The sequence below is a fragment of the Winogradskyella ouciana genome (assembly GCF_009709615.1).
GTDB classification, from domain to species: Bacteria; Bacteroidota; Bacteroidia; order Flavobacteriales; family Flavobacteriaceae; genus Winogradskyella; species Winogradskyella ouciana.
Map to the genome: position 1 here is coordinate 173,087 of NZ_WJYA01000003.1, position 16,742 is coordinate 189,828.

13 protein-coding genes are annotated in these 16,742 nt (G+C 34.8%); 9 read left to right on the top strand and 4 right to left on the bottom strand.

The features are described from left to right. The first annotated feature begins 15 nt into the window (after positions 1–15). The 8 genes from F1003_RS03650 to F1003_RS03685 all read left to right on the top strand — a co-directional run bounded on the left by F1003_RS03650 (position 16) and on the right by F1003_RS03685 (position 10,030). Complete coding sequence (locus F1003_RS03650) at positions 16–1,161, top strand: aminotransferase class V-fold PLP-dependent enzyme (RefSeq protein WP_155087856.1); 1,146 nt, start codon at positions 16–18, stop codon at positions 1,159–1,161. A gap of 10 nt (positions 1,162–1,171) precedes the next feature. Beyond that, complete coding sequence (locus tag F1003_RS03655) at positions 1,172–1,723, top strand: NUDIX hydrolase (RefSeq protein ID WP_155087857.1); 552 nt, start codon at positions 1,172–1,174, stop codon at positions 1,721–1,723. Continuing rightward, on the top strand, positions 1,720–2,418 hold the full coding sequence (locus tag F1003_RS03660) for a PrsW family intramembrane metalloprotease (protein ID WP_155087858.1): 699 nt from the start codon (positions 1,720–1,722) through the stop codon (positions 2,416–2,418). Before F1003_RS03655 ends, F1003_RS03660 begins: the two co-directional genes overlap by 4 nt. A gap of 54 nt (positions 2,419–2,472) precedes the next feature. Next, positions 2,473–2,949 carry an acyl-CoA carboxylase biotin carboxyl carrier protein subunit gene (locus F1003_RS03665; protein WP_155087859.1) on the top strand — a complete coding sequence of 159 codons (477 nt, stop codon included), beginning with the start codon at positions 2,473–2,475 and terminating at the stop codon, positions 2,947–2,949. Between the two features lies 1 nt (position 2,950). Continuing rightward, positions 2,951–4,408, top strand: a complete 1,458-nt coding sequence (gene accC / locus F1003_RS03670; protein ID WP_155087860.1) for an acetyl-CoA carboxylase biotin carboxylase subunit — start codon at positions 2,951–2,953, stop codon at positions 4,406–4,408. Positions 4,409–4,516: 108 nt separating this feature from the next. Next, positions 4,517–6,058, top strand: a complete 1,542-nt coding sequence (locus F1003_RS03675) for an acyl-CoA carboxylase subunit beta (protein ID WP_155087861.1) — start codon at positions 4,517–4,519, stop codon at positions 6,056–6,058. Positions 6,059–6,203: 145 nt separating this feature from the next. After that, positions 6,204–7,172, top strand: a complete 969-nt coding sequence (locus F1003_RS03680; RefSeq protein WP_438695857.1) for a serine hydrolase — start codon at positions 6,204–6,206, stop codon at positions 7,170–7,172. Positions 7,173–7,183: 11 nt separating this feature from the next. After that, a complete protein-coding gene (locus tag F1003_RS03685) occupies positions 7,184–10,030 on the top strand; it encodes an Npt1/Npt2 family nucleotide transporter (protein WP_155087862.1) in 2,847 nt (948 codons plus the stop codon). Here the strand turns inward: F1003_RS03685 and F1003_RS03690 are convergent. The 3 genes from F1003_RS03690 to F1003_RS03700 all read right to left on the bottom strand — a co-directional run bounded on the left by F1003_RS03690 (position 10,027) and on the right by F1003_RS03700 (position 14,813). Further along, positions 10,027–11,343 (bottom strand): serine hydrolase, encoded by a 1,317-nt coding sequence (locus F1003_RS03690; RefSeq protein WP_155087932.1) that lies wholly within the window; start codon positions 11,341–11,343, stop codon positions 10,027–10,029. The two genes, F1003_RS03685 and F1003_RS03690, sit on opposite strands and share 4 nt — an antisense overlap. Then, a complete protein-coding gene (locus F1003_RS03695; protein ID WP_155087863.1) occupies positions 11,343–14,246 on the bottom strand; it encodes a PEP/pyruvate-binding domain-containing protein in 2,904 nt (967 codons plus the stop codon). The genes F1003_RS03690 and F1003_RS03695 overlap by 1 nt, the downstream gene beginning before the upstream one ends. A 120-nt stretch (positions 14,247–14,366) precedes the next feature. Next, positions 14,367–14,813 carry a DUF1572 family protein gene (locus F1003_RS03700; RefSeq protein WP_155087864.1) on the bottom strand — a complete coding sequence of 149 codons (447 nt, stop codon included), beginning with the start codon at positions 14,811–14,813 and terminating at the stop codon, positions 14,367–14,369. Between the two features lie 83 nt (positions 14,814–14,896). Between F1003_RS03700 and F1003_RS03705 the strand changes: the two genes are divergently transcribed. After that, positions 14,897–16,108 (top strand): multidrug effflux MFS transporter, encoded by a 1,212-nt coding sequence (locus tag F1003_RS03705; RefSeq protein WP_155087865.1) that lies wholly within the window; start codon positions 14,897–14,899, stop codon positions 16,106–16,108. On the opposite strand, the gene F1003_RS03710 is transcribed toward F1003_RS03705, so the two are convergent. Next, entirely contained in the window at positions 16,105–16,725 is a 621-nt protein-coding gene (locus tag F1003_RS03710; protein WP_155087866.1) for an L-threonylcarbamoyladenylate synthase, read from the bottom strand. The genes F1003_RS03705 and F1003_RS03710 overlap by 4 nt on opposite strands. Positions 16,726–16,742 lie beyond the last annotated feature (17 nt).

Here is a 16,742-nt window from a genome sequence, read left to right on the forward strand (position 1 = left end):
ATATATAACTCGGTAATGGCTTTAAAAAATCAAAAACATCTATTTGATATCCCAGAAGATATCACTTATTTAAATATTGCGAGTCAGTCACCTGCTTTTAAGGCTATTTATGATGCTGGGCTAGAAGGCTTAAAACAAAAAAATCATCCTCACACCATAAGGATTTCAGACTATTTTGAACCTGTAATAGAACTTAAAAAATTGTTTGCTGAGCTTATAGATGCAGAAGATTACAATCGTATTGCGACTATACCTTCTGTATCATATGGTATGGCAACAGTGGCCAATAATATTATCTTAACTGAAGGTGATGAAATTCTGGTGATAGACGAGCAGTTTCCAAGTAATATGTATTCCTGGAGGAAACTTGCAAAAAAATACAATGCAAAATTGGTGGTTATAAAAGCTCCTGAAACTGTAAGACAATGGAATGAAGATATTCTTTCCGCCATTAATGAAAAAACTGCTTTAGTGGCCATGGGTAATATTCATTGGTCTAACGGTAGCCTATTTAATTTAAAAGCTATTAGTGTAAAGGCAAAGACTAATAATTCATTGTTAATAATCGATGGTAGCCAAAGTGTTGGAGCTTTACCTTTCTCTGTAAAAGACATACAACCAGATGCTTTAATTTGTGCTGGCTACAAGTGGCTATTTGGACCTTATGGCTGTGCTTATGGTTATTTTGGACCTTACTTTGATAACGGAAACCCAATTGAAGAAAACTGGTCCAATCGATTACATAGCGAAGATTTTACCGGATTGACTAACTACCAAGACAACTATAAAAGTAAAGCCAATAGATATTGTGTTGGTGAAAGTGGCAACTTTATTTACGTAAAAATGCAAATTGAGGCACTTAAACAAGTTATTGAGTGGACTCCAAAGGCAATTCAAGAGTATTGCAAGGAAATTTCCAAAGATGCTGTAAAAGAACTAAAAGCCTTAGGCTGTAAAATTGAAGACGACAACTACAGATCTCATCACCTCTTTGGTATTGAACTACCTGAAAATATTGATTTGCATGCCTTAAAAAAAGACCTCTTTAGCAAAAATATATTTGTATCGTTTAGAGGTAACTATATTAGAATTTCTTGTCATTTATACAACACTTCGGAAGATTTTAAACCATTAATTAAGTGTTTAGCCTCACATTTATAACCCTAAAAACTTGGATGAATACATTGACATAGTCACTAAGGATGGCCAACCTACAGGTAAAACCGCTTTAAAATCTGAAGCGCATAAAAATGGCTGGTATCACAATACAATTCATCTATGGTTGTACACCAAAAAAGGTGAAATTCTTTTACAACAACGTTCGCATAAGAAAAACATTCATCCTTTACTTTGGGATGTTTCTGCAGCAGGTCATATTGATGCTGGCGAATCTTTTATAGATGCTGCTCTGAGAGAAACTAAAGAAGAAATTGGATTGGCATTAAAGCCACATAATCTTCATAAAATAGGCACTTTTCTACATGAAACTAGTTATGGTGAGATTCAAGATAATGAGTTTCATCAAGTTTTTATTACTGAATTAAAAGTTGGTCTAAATAAACTACAACCACAAGAAGACGAAGTTGAGGCTCTAAAATTAGTTTCATTTGATGAATTTGAAAAGCTTTTAAAACATAGCGATACAAATCATCACTTTATTCCATCTAACAAATCTTACTATACTTTTGTGCAGAACTCTATAAAAGAAAAACTAGGCTTATGAATTTATTGCTTATGGCAGTTGCACCAGTAATGGTGATTATTATATACATATACTTTCAAGATAAATACGAAAAAGAACCCATTGGCCTGCTTTTGTCCAGTTTTCTTTTTGGTGGTATTGTAAGTATTATAATTGTGACTTTACTCTACCTATTCACTGGACGTTTTATACCAATTACAGATGAATATAGTGTATGGCAACAGTTTATCCAGGCCTTTATTGTTGTTGCCCTTTCCGAAGAATTTAGTAAGTACGTGATCGTAAAATATTTTGCGCAACCCAGAAAAGCTTTTAACGAACCTTTTGATGGTATCATGTATGCTGTTATGGTCTCAATGGGCTTTGCCTGTACAGAAAATATTATGTATGTATTACAAGGTGGTTTTGAGACTGCCGTTTTAAGAGCATTTACCGCAGTGCCAGCTCATGCCACGTTTGGGATTTTAATGGGATATTATATGGGCAAGGCTAAATTCTCTGGCAATAGATTTCTACTCAATATGACTGGTCTTTTATTGGCAGTAATTTTTCATGGAGCCTATGATTTCTTTCTATTTATTGGATTTATTCCAGGAATTTCAATTGGAGCATTCATTTCTTTAATCGTGGCTATCATACTTTCAAGAAAAGCCATTAAGCGTCATCAGGAAGCTTCAAATTTTAAACCACCTCAAGACTTTCTAAACCATGATTAATTTCATATTTTAGGCATCGCTTTACAGCTATATTTGCAATATAATTCCACAGTTATGTACAAAATAAAAGTTAACAGTTCTCATAGTTTCGATATCTCTAAAGACACTATGGAAACCCTAGACGCTATAGAAACAACGTCTAATCACTATCATGTTATACAAGATAATACCACCATTAAAGCTTCAATAGTAGAATCAGATTTCAATAAGAAGTTTTACTCCGTAAAGGTTAACAACAATATCTATGAAGTTTCTATCAATGATGCTTTAGACCAGCAAATTGAGGCTCTAGGTTTTGAAATAGGTGCATCAAAACAAGTCAATGACATTAAAGCTCCGATGCCAGGATTAATTTTAGAAATTAATGTTAAGGAGGCACAAGAGGTTAAAGAAAACGATGCATTGTTAATTCTTGAAGCCATGAAAATGGAAAATGTAATTAACTCACCTAGAGATGGAGTGATTAAATCCATAAGCGTGAAGCAAGGAGAAACGGTAGATAAAAATGCACTTTTAATTGAGTTTGAATAGTATGAAAAAAATATTAGTCGCAAACAGAGGAGAAATTGCCATTCGCGTCATGAGAACGGCGAAAAAAATGGGCATCAAAACCGTTGCTGTTTTTTCTGAAGTTGATAGAAGTTCACCACACGTAAAATATGCTGATGAAGCTGTTTGTATTGGTCCTGCTCCGTCAAATGAATCCTATTTAAAAGGAAATAAAATTATAGACGTTGCTAAATCATTGAATGTTGATGGCATACATCCTGGTTATGGTTTCCTAAGTGAAAATGCAGACTTTGCTGAGTTATGCGAGAAAAACAATATCATATTCATCGGTCCTAAATCCCATGCTATTAAAGTTATGGGAAGCAAGTTAGCGGCTAAAGATACCGTAAAAGCCTATGATATCCCGATGGTTCCTGGTACAGACGAAGCGATTACAGATATTCCTGAAGCAAAAAAAATCGCGAATGAGATAGGCTTTCCTATTCTCATAAAAGCCTCTGCTGGTGGTGGCGGAAAAGGGATGCGTATTGTTGAGAATGCTGCTGAATTCGAATCGCAAATGGATAGAGCAATCAGTGAAGCAAAAAATGCTTTTGGCGATGGTTCTGTTTTTATAGAAAAGTATGTGGCATCTCCAAGACATATCGAAATTCAAGTGATGGCAGATATGCATGGTAATTATCTGCATTTCTTTGAGCGTGAGTGTTCTGTACAGCGACGTCATCAAAAAGTCGTTGAAGAAGCACCTTCGGCCGTGTTAACACCAGATTTAAGGGAAGAAATGGGACAAGCTGCTATCAATGTAGCACGCTCTTGTGATTACATTGGAGCTGGTACTGTCGAATTCCTTTTAGATGAAAACCTGAATTTTTATTTCCTAGAAATGAATACTAGGCTACAGGTTGAGCACCCAGTTTCTGAATGGATCGCTGATGTGGATTTAGTAGAACTTCAGATTAAAGTTGCCAGAGGCGAAAAATTAGATATTAAACAGGAAGATTTAAAAATTAATGGTCATGCTTTAGAACTTCGTGTTTATGCAGAAGATCCTATGAATGACTTTTTACCAAGTGTTGGTAATTTAGAAGTATATCAACTTCCAGAAGGAAAAAATATTAGAGTAGATAATGGTTTTGAAGAAGGCATGGATATCCCAATCTATTATGACCCAATGCTTTCTAAATTGATTACTTATGGTGAAACACGTGAAGAAGCTATAGAATTAATGATAAAAGCTATTGACAATTATCATATAAAAGGTGTAGAAACCACATTAGCTTTCGGACGTTTCGTTTGTGAGCACGAGGCTTTTAGAAGTGGAAATTTTGACACCCATTTTGTTAAAAAGTACTATTCACCTAGTCTTTTAGAAGAGCAACATAAAAAAGAAGCTGAGATAGCAGCAAAGATTGCATTGAAGCGTTATTTAGAAGATCAGAAGTTATTACGATTACCGAATTCAGTAAGCAGTAAGCAGTAAGCAGTAAGCAGTAAGCAGTAAGCAAAAATAAAATTAAAAACATATCCAGCTTTGCGCCCCTGCCTGTCGGCAGACAGGTTTAGCGCCTTTGCGAGAAACAAGAATAGCATGGAAGACAAAATAAAAACACTAAACGACAAACTTGAACAAGCCAAATTAGGAGGCGGACAAAAACGAATAGACAAACAACATCAAAAGAAAAAACTAACCGCAAGAGAGCGTGTGATGTATCTTTTAGATGAAGGTTCATTTGAAGAAATTGGTGCCTTAGTCACACACCGAACCAAGGATTTCGGGATGGAAAACCAAAAATTCTATGGAGATGGAGTGGTTACTGGTTATGGAACCGTAAATGGTAGATTAGTTTATGTGTTTGCGCAAGACTTCACCGTATTTGGAGGCTCTCTTTCGGAAACACATGCAGAAAAAATCTGTAAAATTATGGATATGGCTGTTAATGTTGGTGCTCCTGTTATTGGTTTAAATGATTCTGGTGGAGCACGTATCCAAGAAGGTGTACGTTCTTTAGGTGGTTATGCTGATATTTTTTATCGAAATGTTCAGGCTTCCGGTGTGATTCCTCAGATTTCAGCAATAATGGGACCATGTGCAGGTGGAGCGGTTTATTCTCCTGCTATGACCGATTTTACGTTGATGGTAGAAAATACAAGTTATATGTTTGTTACTGGTCCAAATGTGGTAAAAACAGTAACTAACGAGGAAGTTACAAGCGAAGAACTAGGTGGTGCAAGTGTACATGCTTCAAAATCTGGTGTTGCTCACAAAACCTCATCTAATGATGTGGAATGTTTAGAAGATGTTAAACAATTATTGAGTTATTTACCTCAAAGCAATAAAGAAAAACCTTTAGATATTCCTTTTGAAATTAAAGAAGAAGTCCGAGACGCATTAGATTCTATCGTTCCGGAAAATGCTAATAAACCTTACGATATGCATCAAGTGATTGAAGGCATTATCGATGCCAATTCTTTTTATGAAATTCATAAAGACTTTGCTGAAAATATCATCGTAGGTTTTGCGCGTTTAGGTGGCAAATCTATTGGTATTGTTGCCAATCAGCCTATGTTTTTGGCTGGTGTTTTAGATGTTGATAGTTCTACAAAAGCGGCTCGTTTTGTACGTTTTTGCGATTGTTTTAATATACCCTTATTGGTTTTAGAAGATGTTCCAGGATTTTTACCTGGAACAGATCAAGAGTGGAATGCCATCATCACTAATGGTGCAAAATTGCTCTATGCTTTTAGCGAAGCAACCGTACCAAGAGTTACAGTAATTACCAGAAAAGCTTATGGTGGAGCTTATGACGTCATGAACTCTAAACACATTGGAGCTGACATGAATTTTGCATGGCCAAATGCCGAAATTGCTGTAATGGGAGCAAAAGGTGCTGCCGAAATTATTTTTAAACGTGAAATCTCCGCTGCTGAAGATAAAGAAGCCAAATGGAAAGAAAAAGAAGCTGAGTATGCTGAACTGTTCGCCAATCCATATAGTGCAGCCGAACGTGGTTTTATCGATGAAGTGATTCTACCTCACAATACGAGACGTAAACTCATTAAAGCGTTTGCTATGCTAGAAAATAAAGAAATTGTTAAACCTTTGCGAAAACATGGTAATATTCCTTTATAAATCCTTATTATATATTAGCTGTACTTACCATATGTAAAGAGGTCAATAGATATAATGTTAAATATTTCCTATAATTTTACTAGTAGGTTAACCAATGGTATGCATCTTGTACGTATATGGTAGAATTTATAAACCAAAAAACACAATGAATAAAATAATATTATTAATTTTTTTTATTACAACTTTAAGTTGTGAATCTCAAATAAAGCCTAAACAATTTGTTGCTGATACATCTATAACATTACAGAAAAAGATAGATATGCAACTACCTGTAGAAACAACCGATTCCATCAATAAAATTTCGGAACTGAGAAACACGAATCTTCAAAATATCTTAAAAAAGGAAATAGACAAAAACGCTTTATGGAAAGGATTAGTTGCCAAGAATTTAATGGCTATAGGAATTGTTGACCTAACCGACATGAGCAATATTAAATATGCAGGTATCAATGATAATCTAATGATGTACGCTGCTAGTCTCCCAAAAATTGCTGTTTTATTAGCATCTATGGATGCGATTGAAAATGGTGAATTAGAAGATACTAAAGAAATAAGAAAAGATATGAGACTTATGATAAGTAAGTCTAATAACGCAGCTACTACGAGAATGATAGATCGTGTGGGTTATGAAAAGATAGAAGCTGTACTAAGAGCACCTAAGCATAAATTATATGACGAAGAAACAGGTGGTGGTCTTTGGGTAGGAAAACGTTATGGAGGTGGCGGAGATACCAATCGTGAGCCGCTTAAAAATTTAAGTCACGCAGCAACCACAATGCAAGTGTGCAGTTTTTATTATCAATTGGTAATGGGTAATTTAATTAGCGATGAGCGTTCAAAGGAGATGCTAGAGATTATGAAAGATCCAGCATTGCATCATAAATTTGTTAATACCCTCGACAAAATTGCACCAAGAGCTAAAATTTATAGAAAATCGGGATCGTGGAGAAACTATCATTCAGATTCAGCATTAGTTTGGGGACCTAACAGACGTTACATTATTGTAGCATTGATAGATAATGATTTTGGCGAGAAAATAATTAGAGATTTAGTGGTGCCTTTAGAGCGTGTAATGAAAAAAGCTCGTAATTTGGAAAAGGAGACTAAAATCTGAATTTAAACTTAATGATCAGGACCTTTTTAAATAAAACTTTTGGAATAAGAGATGGTGAAATATACATCTCTTTTTTAATGCAGATTTATATATTCCTGATTATTAACGTATTGCTTATTATAAAGCCAATAGTTAATGCTTTATTCCTATCAGAATTAGGCGCTGAGCAACTGCCCTATGGTTATCTTATGGTAGCTTTAATAGCCGTAATAACCACTTATTTCTACAACCGATGGGTTAAACAATTTTCATTTCTTAGAGTAACGAGTTTATCGTTATTATTTTTTAGTTTTAGCTTTATAGCACTTGGCCTCATAATAACCTTTGCTAACCTAGGCGAATGGCTGCTCTATACTTATTATATCGGTGTTTCGCTCTTTGCTGTTATCACTACTTCTCAATTTTGGATTTTGGCCAACCTTGTGTTTAACTCAAGAGAGGGGAAACGATTATTCGGATTTATTGGTGCAGGTGCCATAGCTGGAGGAATTTTCGGTGGTTATCTCACAAGTCTCATCGCTTCAGCATTCGGTAATGTCACTGCCATTATAATAGCTGGTATTTTTCTTTTAGTATGTATTCCTATTTTACGTAAAATTTGGAGTATACGTATTAAACGATTGAGTAGTTATGTAAGAGCACAACGCAAATATCAGGATACAGAGACTCAAGAGCCTGCCTATAAGATCATATCAAAATCAAAACATCTTACGTATTTAGCATTAATTACTGGCTTTGGTGTTATCGTAGCAAAACTTGTGGATTTTCAATTTAGCGATTTTGCAAATAAAGCCATACGAGATCCTGATGAACTGGCTTCATTTTTTGGTTTTTGGTTTTCATCGTTTAATGTCATCGCATTATGTTTACAACTGTTTGTTACAAATAAGGTACTGAGTAAATTAGGCGTTGCAAGTACACTATTAATCCTTCCTTTAGGATTGGCTGTAGGAAGTTTGCTATTCTTAACTTTTCCTGAATTATGGGTATTAGTAATTATCAAAGGTATTGATGGTAGTTTTAAGCAATCTCTAAATAAGGCCGCTGTAGAATTGTCTGTCATGCCAATTCCTTTTAATATAAAAAATCAGGCAAAGTCGTTTATTGATGTAGCTGTAGATAGTATTGCCACAGGTTTGGCAGGCCTTATGCTAATCTTATTTATTAAGCGTTTCGATTTACCTACTACATATATCACAGTTATCATATTACTATTTACATTTGTTTGGATTATTCTAATCTATAAACTTAGGGAAGCTTACTTCAATTCCTTTAGACAAAATATTAGACGAAACCTCGTTAAAGATTCAATAAAAGATAAACCACATCGAAAGGAAACAGCAATTGGTCTAACAAGATCTGTTCTACAATCTGGAGATGAAGATGAAATTTTAGCCATACTCGACCGTTTTAGTATATATAAAATAAGAACATTAAGATCTGAAATTATCGCGCTGTTGGATTTCCCTTCAAATAAGGTAAAAACCGAAGTCATTAAACAATTGTACAAATATGATAAAGGGGTGGCCATTGAAAAAATAAAACCACTAATTTATTCTAATGATGACCAACTAGTACAAGCGGCATTATCTTATATTTTAGAGCATTCAAGTATTTCCCAGTATAGTTTTTTTAATGAATATTTAGATCATAGTGATCCATATATTTCAAGTTCTGCACTGTTATGTCTTTCTGAAGAAATTAGTGATAATCAAAATTTATCTAAACGATTTAATTTAGAACAGCGCATTGTTACCAGATTAAATGATTGTTTTATAAATGATGATGAATTGAGAGCAGCTGAAATTTCTAAATTGTTGCTCACTATTGCAAATGCAAAGCTCGAAAAGTATTATACCTATATTAACGTTAACCTACAACATAAGAATCCAATAATAGTAAAGAGCGCCATAGAAGCAGCAGGTTTAACCAGTAATGAACAATACACTAAGATATTAGTTCAGTATCTGGCCGAAAAACCCTATAGAAAAGCAGCTATTAATGCTCTAAAAAATTATAGTAGTGCTATAGCAAATACAATTTTAAAACTGGAAAAAAACGATGAACTAAACAATGATGCTAAACGCCATATACCAACATTAGTTAGATCTTTTAACAATCAAAAATCCGTTAAAATTTTGATGCGTTTGCTTAAAAGCAAGGATGTGATCATAAGGTTTGAAGCAACCAAAGCGCTTATTAAACTCAAATCCCAAAATGAGAACTTATACTTTAACAAACGACGATTGAAAAAGGAAATTATTAAGGAATGTCGATATGGAAAAGAAACTTTGGATGCTTTAGCTTCAATAAGACATATGTTGGCTTCTGATGTGAGTAACAATTTAAATATAGACCAAAAAAGAGAACTCAAAATTGCCAGAAAAAGTATAATTGTAGTATTGGACGAGCAATTGATCACCAGCCTAAAATCGATTTTTAAATTGTTGGCGTTGTTGTATGATGAGGCAGATATAGAGGTAAGTTATTCAGGGTTAATGAGCGAAGTAAAAGAAGCACAAATTAATGCCTTGGAATTTTTAGATAATTTGCTTCAAAGTCAACTAAAGGAAAAGATTCTACCACTAGTAGAATATTATAATGTAAATAGTGATGATACATCGGTAAAGTCCCAACTGCAAATTGAGTTTATGAGCGAATATGAGTTAATACGGAGTCTACTAGCAAAACGTGGTAAACGTATAAAACTCGAAGTCCTATATCTCATAAGTACCCTTAAGGACAAATCCTATAGAACATTGGTTCATAAACAAACATTTCAGAAAAATAAAGAAGTTCAAGAATTTGCAATTAAGACCCTTGCTATTTTAGACCAGCAAAAATTAGTGAACCATTAATCTTCGCCATCATTACTTGTATCTTCATCATCTTTGTATGGCACTTCTTTAACCTCGGGCTTAGAGTTATCCATAGTAATGAGATCATCAATCTTACTCGCCAAGTACATATGTGCTCCCGCTGAGTTTTTATTTAGTACGTTGGTCATTAGGCATACAATATATTTCACTCCCTCATCATGTTCAACAATAATGACAGAATTCATATAATTAAATACATTACCTGCATATTTTTTACAATCGGGATTTTTCTCTCTGTCGCACTTGTAAAAACTTCCCGATTTAAAATACACTGCTGCACTATCCAATCGTGAAGATTTTGCATATCTAATACGCCTGTCGGTTAAATAAAGCAGGCGTTTCATCTCTAAACTAGATTTTTTATCAATGATTTTGCCTTGTTCCAATTGCACCAGATATTTCATGAGTCCTTTAGGAGTTCCTATACTCCCACCCTTTCTACCTACATATTTTCCTGGTCCTCGAGTAAATAGACCACCCAATCTCCATTCATCTTCTGTAATTCCAATTTCACGTAAGGGATCATTAACCACACTATGCGCCAAATTGGTCAATGAATCTCTCGGTGTTTCTTTGAAATAGGTTTCAGCTTGGTCTTCAGTTAAATTTACATAGTCTGCACCAAAAGCTGCCATCAACATAGCTTCTCGATACATAACGCTTGCGGCACCATTGTTACTGACAGAAACCATATGGTCTAACCATTCGTAAAGTGAAAACACATCGCTAGCAATAACTTGGCGCTTTACCAATTTATCTTTTTCTATATCGTAAAAAGGAACTGTATGATGATCTCCTGTTCCCCAATATCTAGCCGATACCTCAATATCCTTTAAATACATTACACGATCTTCCCACGAATCCGGACAAATTTTTGCCATTTGATAAAAGACAGCATTCAGTACTGCTATTTTACCAACACTACCAGGTTGATAACCTACATTCTCTCTATATTCAGAATATTTTAAATCCTTGGGATTAGACATATCCAAAACGGCAGCAGAATAATTACCACTAGGGAACAAACGATTAATTCGTTTAGAAAATTCATCGTCCTCTTCTAATATCGCATCGATACTATCTTCAATCGATGTCAGGTTTAATTTAATATCCTCTAGTTTTTTATATGCACCTGGTGGAATACGATTATAGGGTACACTATCCTCCACAAGCTTCTGAATCTGGTAAAGACGTTTGATGCCTGTTGACTCATATCCATCAATAGGATAAATCGTAAAACCAAAGGATATGGCTATGGCCAAAACGGTTGTTATTTTTAAAATCTTTTTCATCATTGTAAATTTGCTTTACGATTAATAACCTTATTATTATCAATTTCTGGTGCTATGGATGCTAGATATTCAGAACTTTTGGCAGATTTATTCTCCACAAAAGGTCGAATCTGAAATAACCACAATTTATTATCCTTAAATCCAAATTCCACATCATAGGCTTGCGATTTAGAGCCGCCTTCAGAATCCATTTTAGCCCTCACCTTTTTTGCGATTTTCCTTATATCTTCAATATTTTGGGAGTTTAATATCGGTTCATTAAAAGCTGTATAGTGGTTTTTAGTGCCTCCGCTCTTTGGCAGCCTTATATAATCGGGTTGGCGTGCTGGACTTAGTAAATAATTATTGTCATTTGTAATGAGCCGTGTTTCGGCAGATTGTCCATCTACCGCTCCACCTGCACCACGACTAAAAGCAACCGTTAAATCATCAACATTCCCAGAGTTGATGCCTTTAGTAATCATAACACCAGAATAATCCACATCTACACTTGGAATAATTAAAATCGACGGGAATACATTTTCTGGATTGGATAAATATTTTTGTCTCCACTTAAAACTGCGTTCTGTATATGCTGAAGCCCAGACGCGCTTTATACCTGATATAATTTCGTTTTCATCTAATATGTTGAACAGAGTGAGATTTAGTCCTGCACCTGTGAATTCCTTAAGATCTTCCATGTTAGTATCACTACGTAAAAACACAGGGACGTTTCCTATGGAATTACCAAATATGGATCTGAATTGAGATTTTAAATCTGAAACAAAATCTAGTCTTAGGTCAATATTAACTATAGCTTTATGAAGCTTATCCAGAGCAGCTAATTGAAATGCCTCTACGTCATCATCACTTTTACCTTCATTTTGCATTTGCTGAGCTGTATTAAACGTATTATTAAGATATTCCCAATACGTTTTAGACTGACCTGGCATTTGCTGATCCATATGTTGTCTAAAAACTCCGAAGGGAATCACTAGACCTTCTACGACATTCTCAGGAAACATATTTTTCAATTCACCTAAATTAGCTGCTTTAGGTCCACAAATTTTCCCTGAATCATTAGCATCTAAGTCGCGCATACTAATAACCTTTGTTTTATTAAGTTGAATTTGATCCACTGGCACCTCAACCATACTTTTATTACGCTCCTTTTTCTCAAATAGTCCTTTTTCTGTTGAGGACATATCATCCGCTTCTTTTAGGATTAAATTACCTTTATTTGAAACAGCATAGAATACGGTTTTACCGTGATAAGATTTCAGTGCTTTTAGATTATCATAAGACAATGCTGCATTTGGTATCCCTAAATTTCTTGCCAATAATTGTACATGAGACACTAAGTTTCCTTCTGAAACGGTCATTATACCGGCTACAGGTTTTAAGTCTGAAGGTGGTCTCTCAAAAATGTAAATCTTCTTGGAATCCACATCAACATGATCAGGGTTACCATCGACAACCACCAACTCGCCATACGCATATCCTGGATTTAAACCTCTAAAACTACTTGCGTTATCAACACCTACAACATCATTATTTAAATCAGTAATATCGGCAAAAAAGTTCCCTAGTTTGCTAACGGACTCTCCAAGACTTAATGCTACACTACTTCTCACTCTATCATCAATAAATCCATAAGCCAATGGTTCAAATTCCGTATAGGTATTTACAACTTCAGCATAATTTGATTTGGCCATTGCTGCGCTCCATTCTACCACACTGCGCGAAATATTTAAAAATTCAGCAAGCTTTTCAATAGTAAGTTCATTTGCCGTATATATTGTGGTCAACTGATGCTCTATTGCATTGTATTCCCATTCTTCAATCAGACCTGTACCGTTTGCTGCACAAACTAAATTCATTATTTTATAAAAATTTTGTTGAAGGTTTTGGGGTTGCCATTCCTGTATTTTGGTCAAAAAAAAGTGTTCAAGATCATTCGAGATATCCAATACCGTTAATCTATCTTTTGATGAAGAAAACGTAGTTAAGCCTTCTCGTATAGCATTTAAAGCTTCGGTAATGTTAGGAATTATGACATCAACCTCCACACCTTCATTGGTCGTTACAAAATCCAATAAATGCTGAGTTACCTCATTGTCTAAAGCCAGTTTCTTTATTTCAGACATAAACTTTGATAAGTCCAGAGGCGCATAATTTTCACGCATGGTGGAAATCAATTCCACAAAATCATCTTTTATGGCATTAGATAATTTAGGTTGATGCTTGTCGTAAAACCTTATCACCTTTTCTACATCTGAAGCTTCAGGCTGTCCGTGAATTTTAATTCTTAGATCCATAAACGGCTCGTATTCCTCTGAAATGGTTTTGGATTGACTGCGCATCAATTGAGCAACATTGCTATCTCCATTATGTGGAATATCCTTTAAAGCTTGCTTAATTAAAAAATAATTTTGCTTTATAAGTTCTTCATCTTTCAGAATAGTCTCAAAAAATTCTTTTCCCCAAGCTTCTTCGTCTTCAGACTGTATGGCGCCTCTATAAAATTGTCCTTTTCGAAGTATCCAACCATCATCGATGCTTGCTAAGTATTTATTCAGTTGGTATTGTTTTAAGCGGTTAAAATTGTTGGTTTTATCCAGAAATGGATATATATCGTTCGATGCCAATATTTCACCCAAATAAAGGCTATTGGTTTTTCTAAGATTTAAGGCGCTTTCCTTAAATGTGGCATGTTGAATGCCACCACCAATACTATCAGGGCACGGATCTCTTGCCTCTCTGATGCTATCATCTTCACAAAACCATTTTATACGGTGATATGGACCTCGTATATCACTTTTATAGGTTTTAATTAAATCCTTAATTTGTGAATTAGAAAGTTCTTGTGCATTTATATTAAAGCATATAGACAAACATGCAATTAAAACTATTGAGGCTTTCATCTTTAAAATTTTGTGCATATAACAAAGATATTGCAATTAATAGCACTTATAATAAAAGTTACGCCTATTTAAATCTATTGCGTTAAGAATATTCTGAAATGCATTAATTAATGCTGTCCTTCACTTCTCTATTAGTCTTCTATGGTAATTAACTTGCCCCAAATGATAAGCCAAATGCATTGCTAAATGCACTAGAAAATATTCTGTAGAAGTCGGTTTTTCAAACACACGATGTTTGTATTGTTGTTCTAAATCCTGTGGTGTAAGTTTTGACAACGTATTTTCAACAACGACAATAGTATCGTCAATTTGTTTTATTAATTCTATCCTTGGCACATCTTTAAGTGAAAATTCCAAATCGCGTTGTCTTATATAGCCTGTGTTTCCTAATGCCGCACCAATAAAATGATTCAAATTTCCAACCAAATGAAGTCCTAAGTGTCCTGCTGAATTTGTTATTTCACCTGGTGTTAACCAGAGATTAGATTCAACTTTATAGCCATTTATTTCTTCTTTTAATTTACTTAAATCTCTCTTAAATAGCTTTATTAAACTGTCTGTGGACATACTATTGTTTTTGTGAATGTTAATGTTCCGTTATTGTATTCTTACTTCTCAAAAATAGGCATTAATTGACTTACTTTTGCACCATGCAAAACCAACAGCGATCCCAATTAGAATTTGTAGTCTTAATGGCTGCGTTAATGTCTATTGTAGCCTTATCCATTGATGCGGTGTTGCCTGCATTACCAATGATTGGTGATTATTTGAGTGTTGTTGACCCAAGTAACAACCCAAAACTGATTACCTCTATTTTTTTGGGATTAGGTTTTGGTCAGTTGATTTTAGGACCATTGTCCGATAGTCTTGGTCGTAAACCTATTGTTTACATAGGTTTTGCCATATTCATAATTGCCTCTATTATCTGTGTAACTACCAGAAGTTTTGAAATTATGCTTTTGGGAAGGGTTTTGCAAGGTGTAGGTTTAGCTGCACCAAGAACAATGTCTATAGCTATGGTAAGAGATTCTTACGATGGTGACTATATGGCAAAAATTCTGTCGATTGTGGTTATGGTCTTCATTTTGGTACCCGTGGTTGCACCTACTTTGGGACAATTCCTAATGAATTATTATGGATGGAAATTCATTTTCACTTTTACACTAGTCTTTGGTGTTTTGGTTATGATTTGGTTTTGGTTAAGACAGCCCGAAACCTTAAAAGACAAGTACAAAATCCCATATCGACTTTCTATATTTAAAACAGGAACCACTCAATTTTTCAAAATAAGACCTGCAGTAATTTACACTTTACTTTCAGGATTTATTACAGGTTCCTTTATGGTATATCTTAGTACATCACAACTCATCTTTGAAAAGCAATATGATTTGGCAGAAGAATTCCCGCTTATATTTGCAAGTCTCGCCATATCAGTTGGCTTGGCAACTTTTATGAACAGTCAATTGGTCGTAAGATTTGGTATGAAGCGCATTGTACATATATCCATGTGGAGCTTTATCATCACCTCTTTGATATTCATACTCATATTTCACTCTGGCAACAATCCAAGCATTGAAATACTGATTACATTCTTTGCCATTCAATTTTTTACTATCGGATTTTTATTCGGAAATCTAAGAGCCTTGGCCATGGAACCTTTAGGACATATCGCAGGTATTGGTTCTGCCTTAAACGGTTTCATTTCTACCGTAATGGCTGTACCTATTGCTAATTATATCGGAAGTTTTGTCGAGGACACTGTGACTCCTTTATTTATTGGATTTCTCGTCTGTGGAGTGATTTCAATAACTCTGTTTTATTTGAATGCTAGAAAAGCATCAAGCGTTTTAAAAGCAGCTTAGAAAATTTCAAGACTTCCCTTGCCTTCCCTAATGACTTCAGGAGGCTCAACTGACAAATCAATAACCGTAGATGCTTCATTATCTCCATAGCCTCCGTCAATGACCAAATCGACCAATTTGTCCCATTTCTCAAGAATTAATTCTGGGTCTGTGGTGTACTCAATAACATCATCCTCATCTCTAATGGATGTAGAAACTATAGGATTTCCTAGCGCATTGACCAAAGCCAAAGCAATAGAATTATCTGGCACTCTAATACCTACGGTCTTCCGTTTTTTAAACGGATTAGGCAAATTTTTAGAACCAGGCAAAATAAAAGTATAGGGTCCAGGCAAGGCGCGCTTTAAAATCTTGAATGTGGTTGTATCAATTTGTTTAACATAGTCACTAAGGTTGCTTAAATCTTCACACACAAACGAAAAATTCGACTTCTCGAGCTTCACCCCTTTAATTAGTGCAATACGTTCTAAAGCCTTCATCTTGGTAATATCGCAACCCAACCCATAAACGGTGTCTGTTGGGTAAATTACCAAACCACCATTCTTTAAGATTTTTACCGCTTTTTGAATTTCTTTTGGATTCGGATTTTCAGGATATATTCTAATAAATTCTGCCATAATATGTATCTTACAAA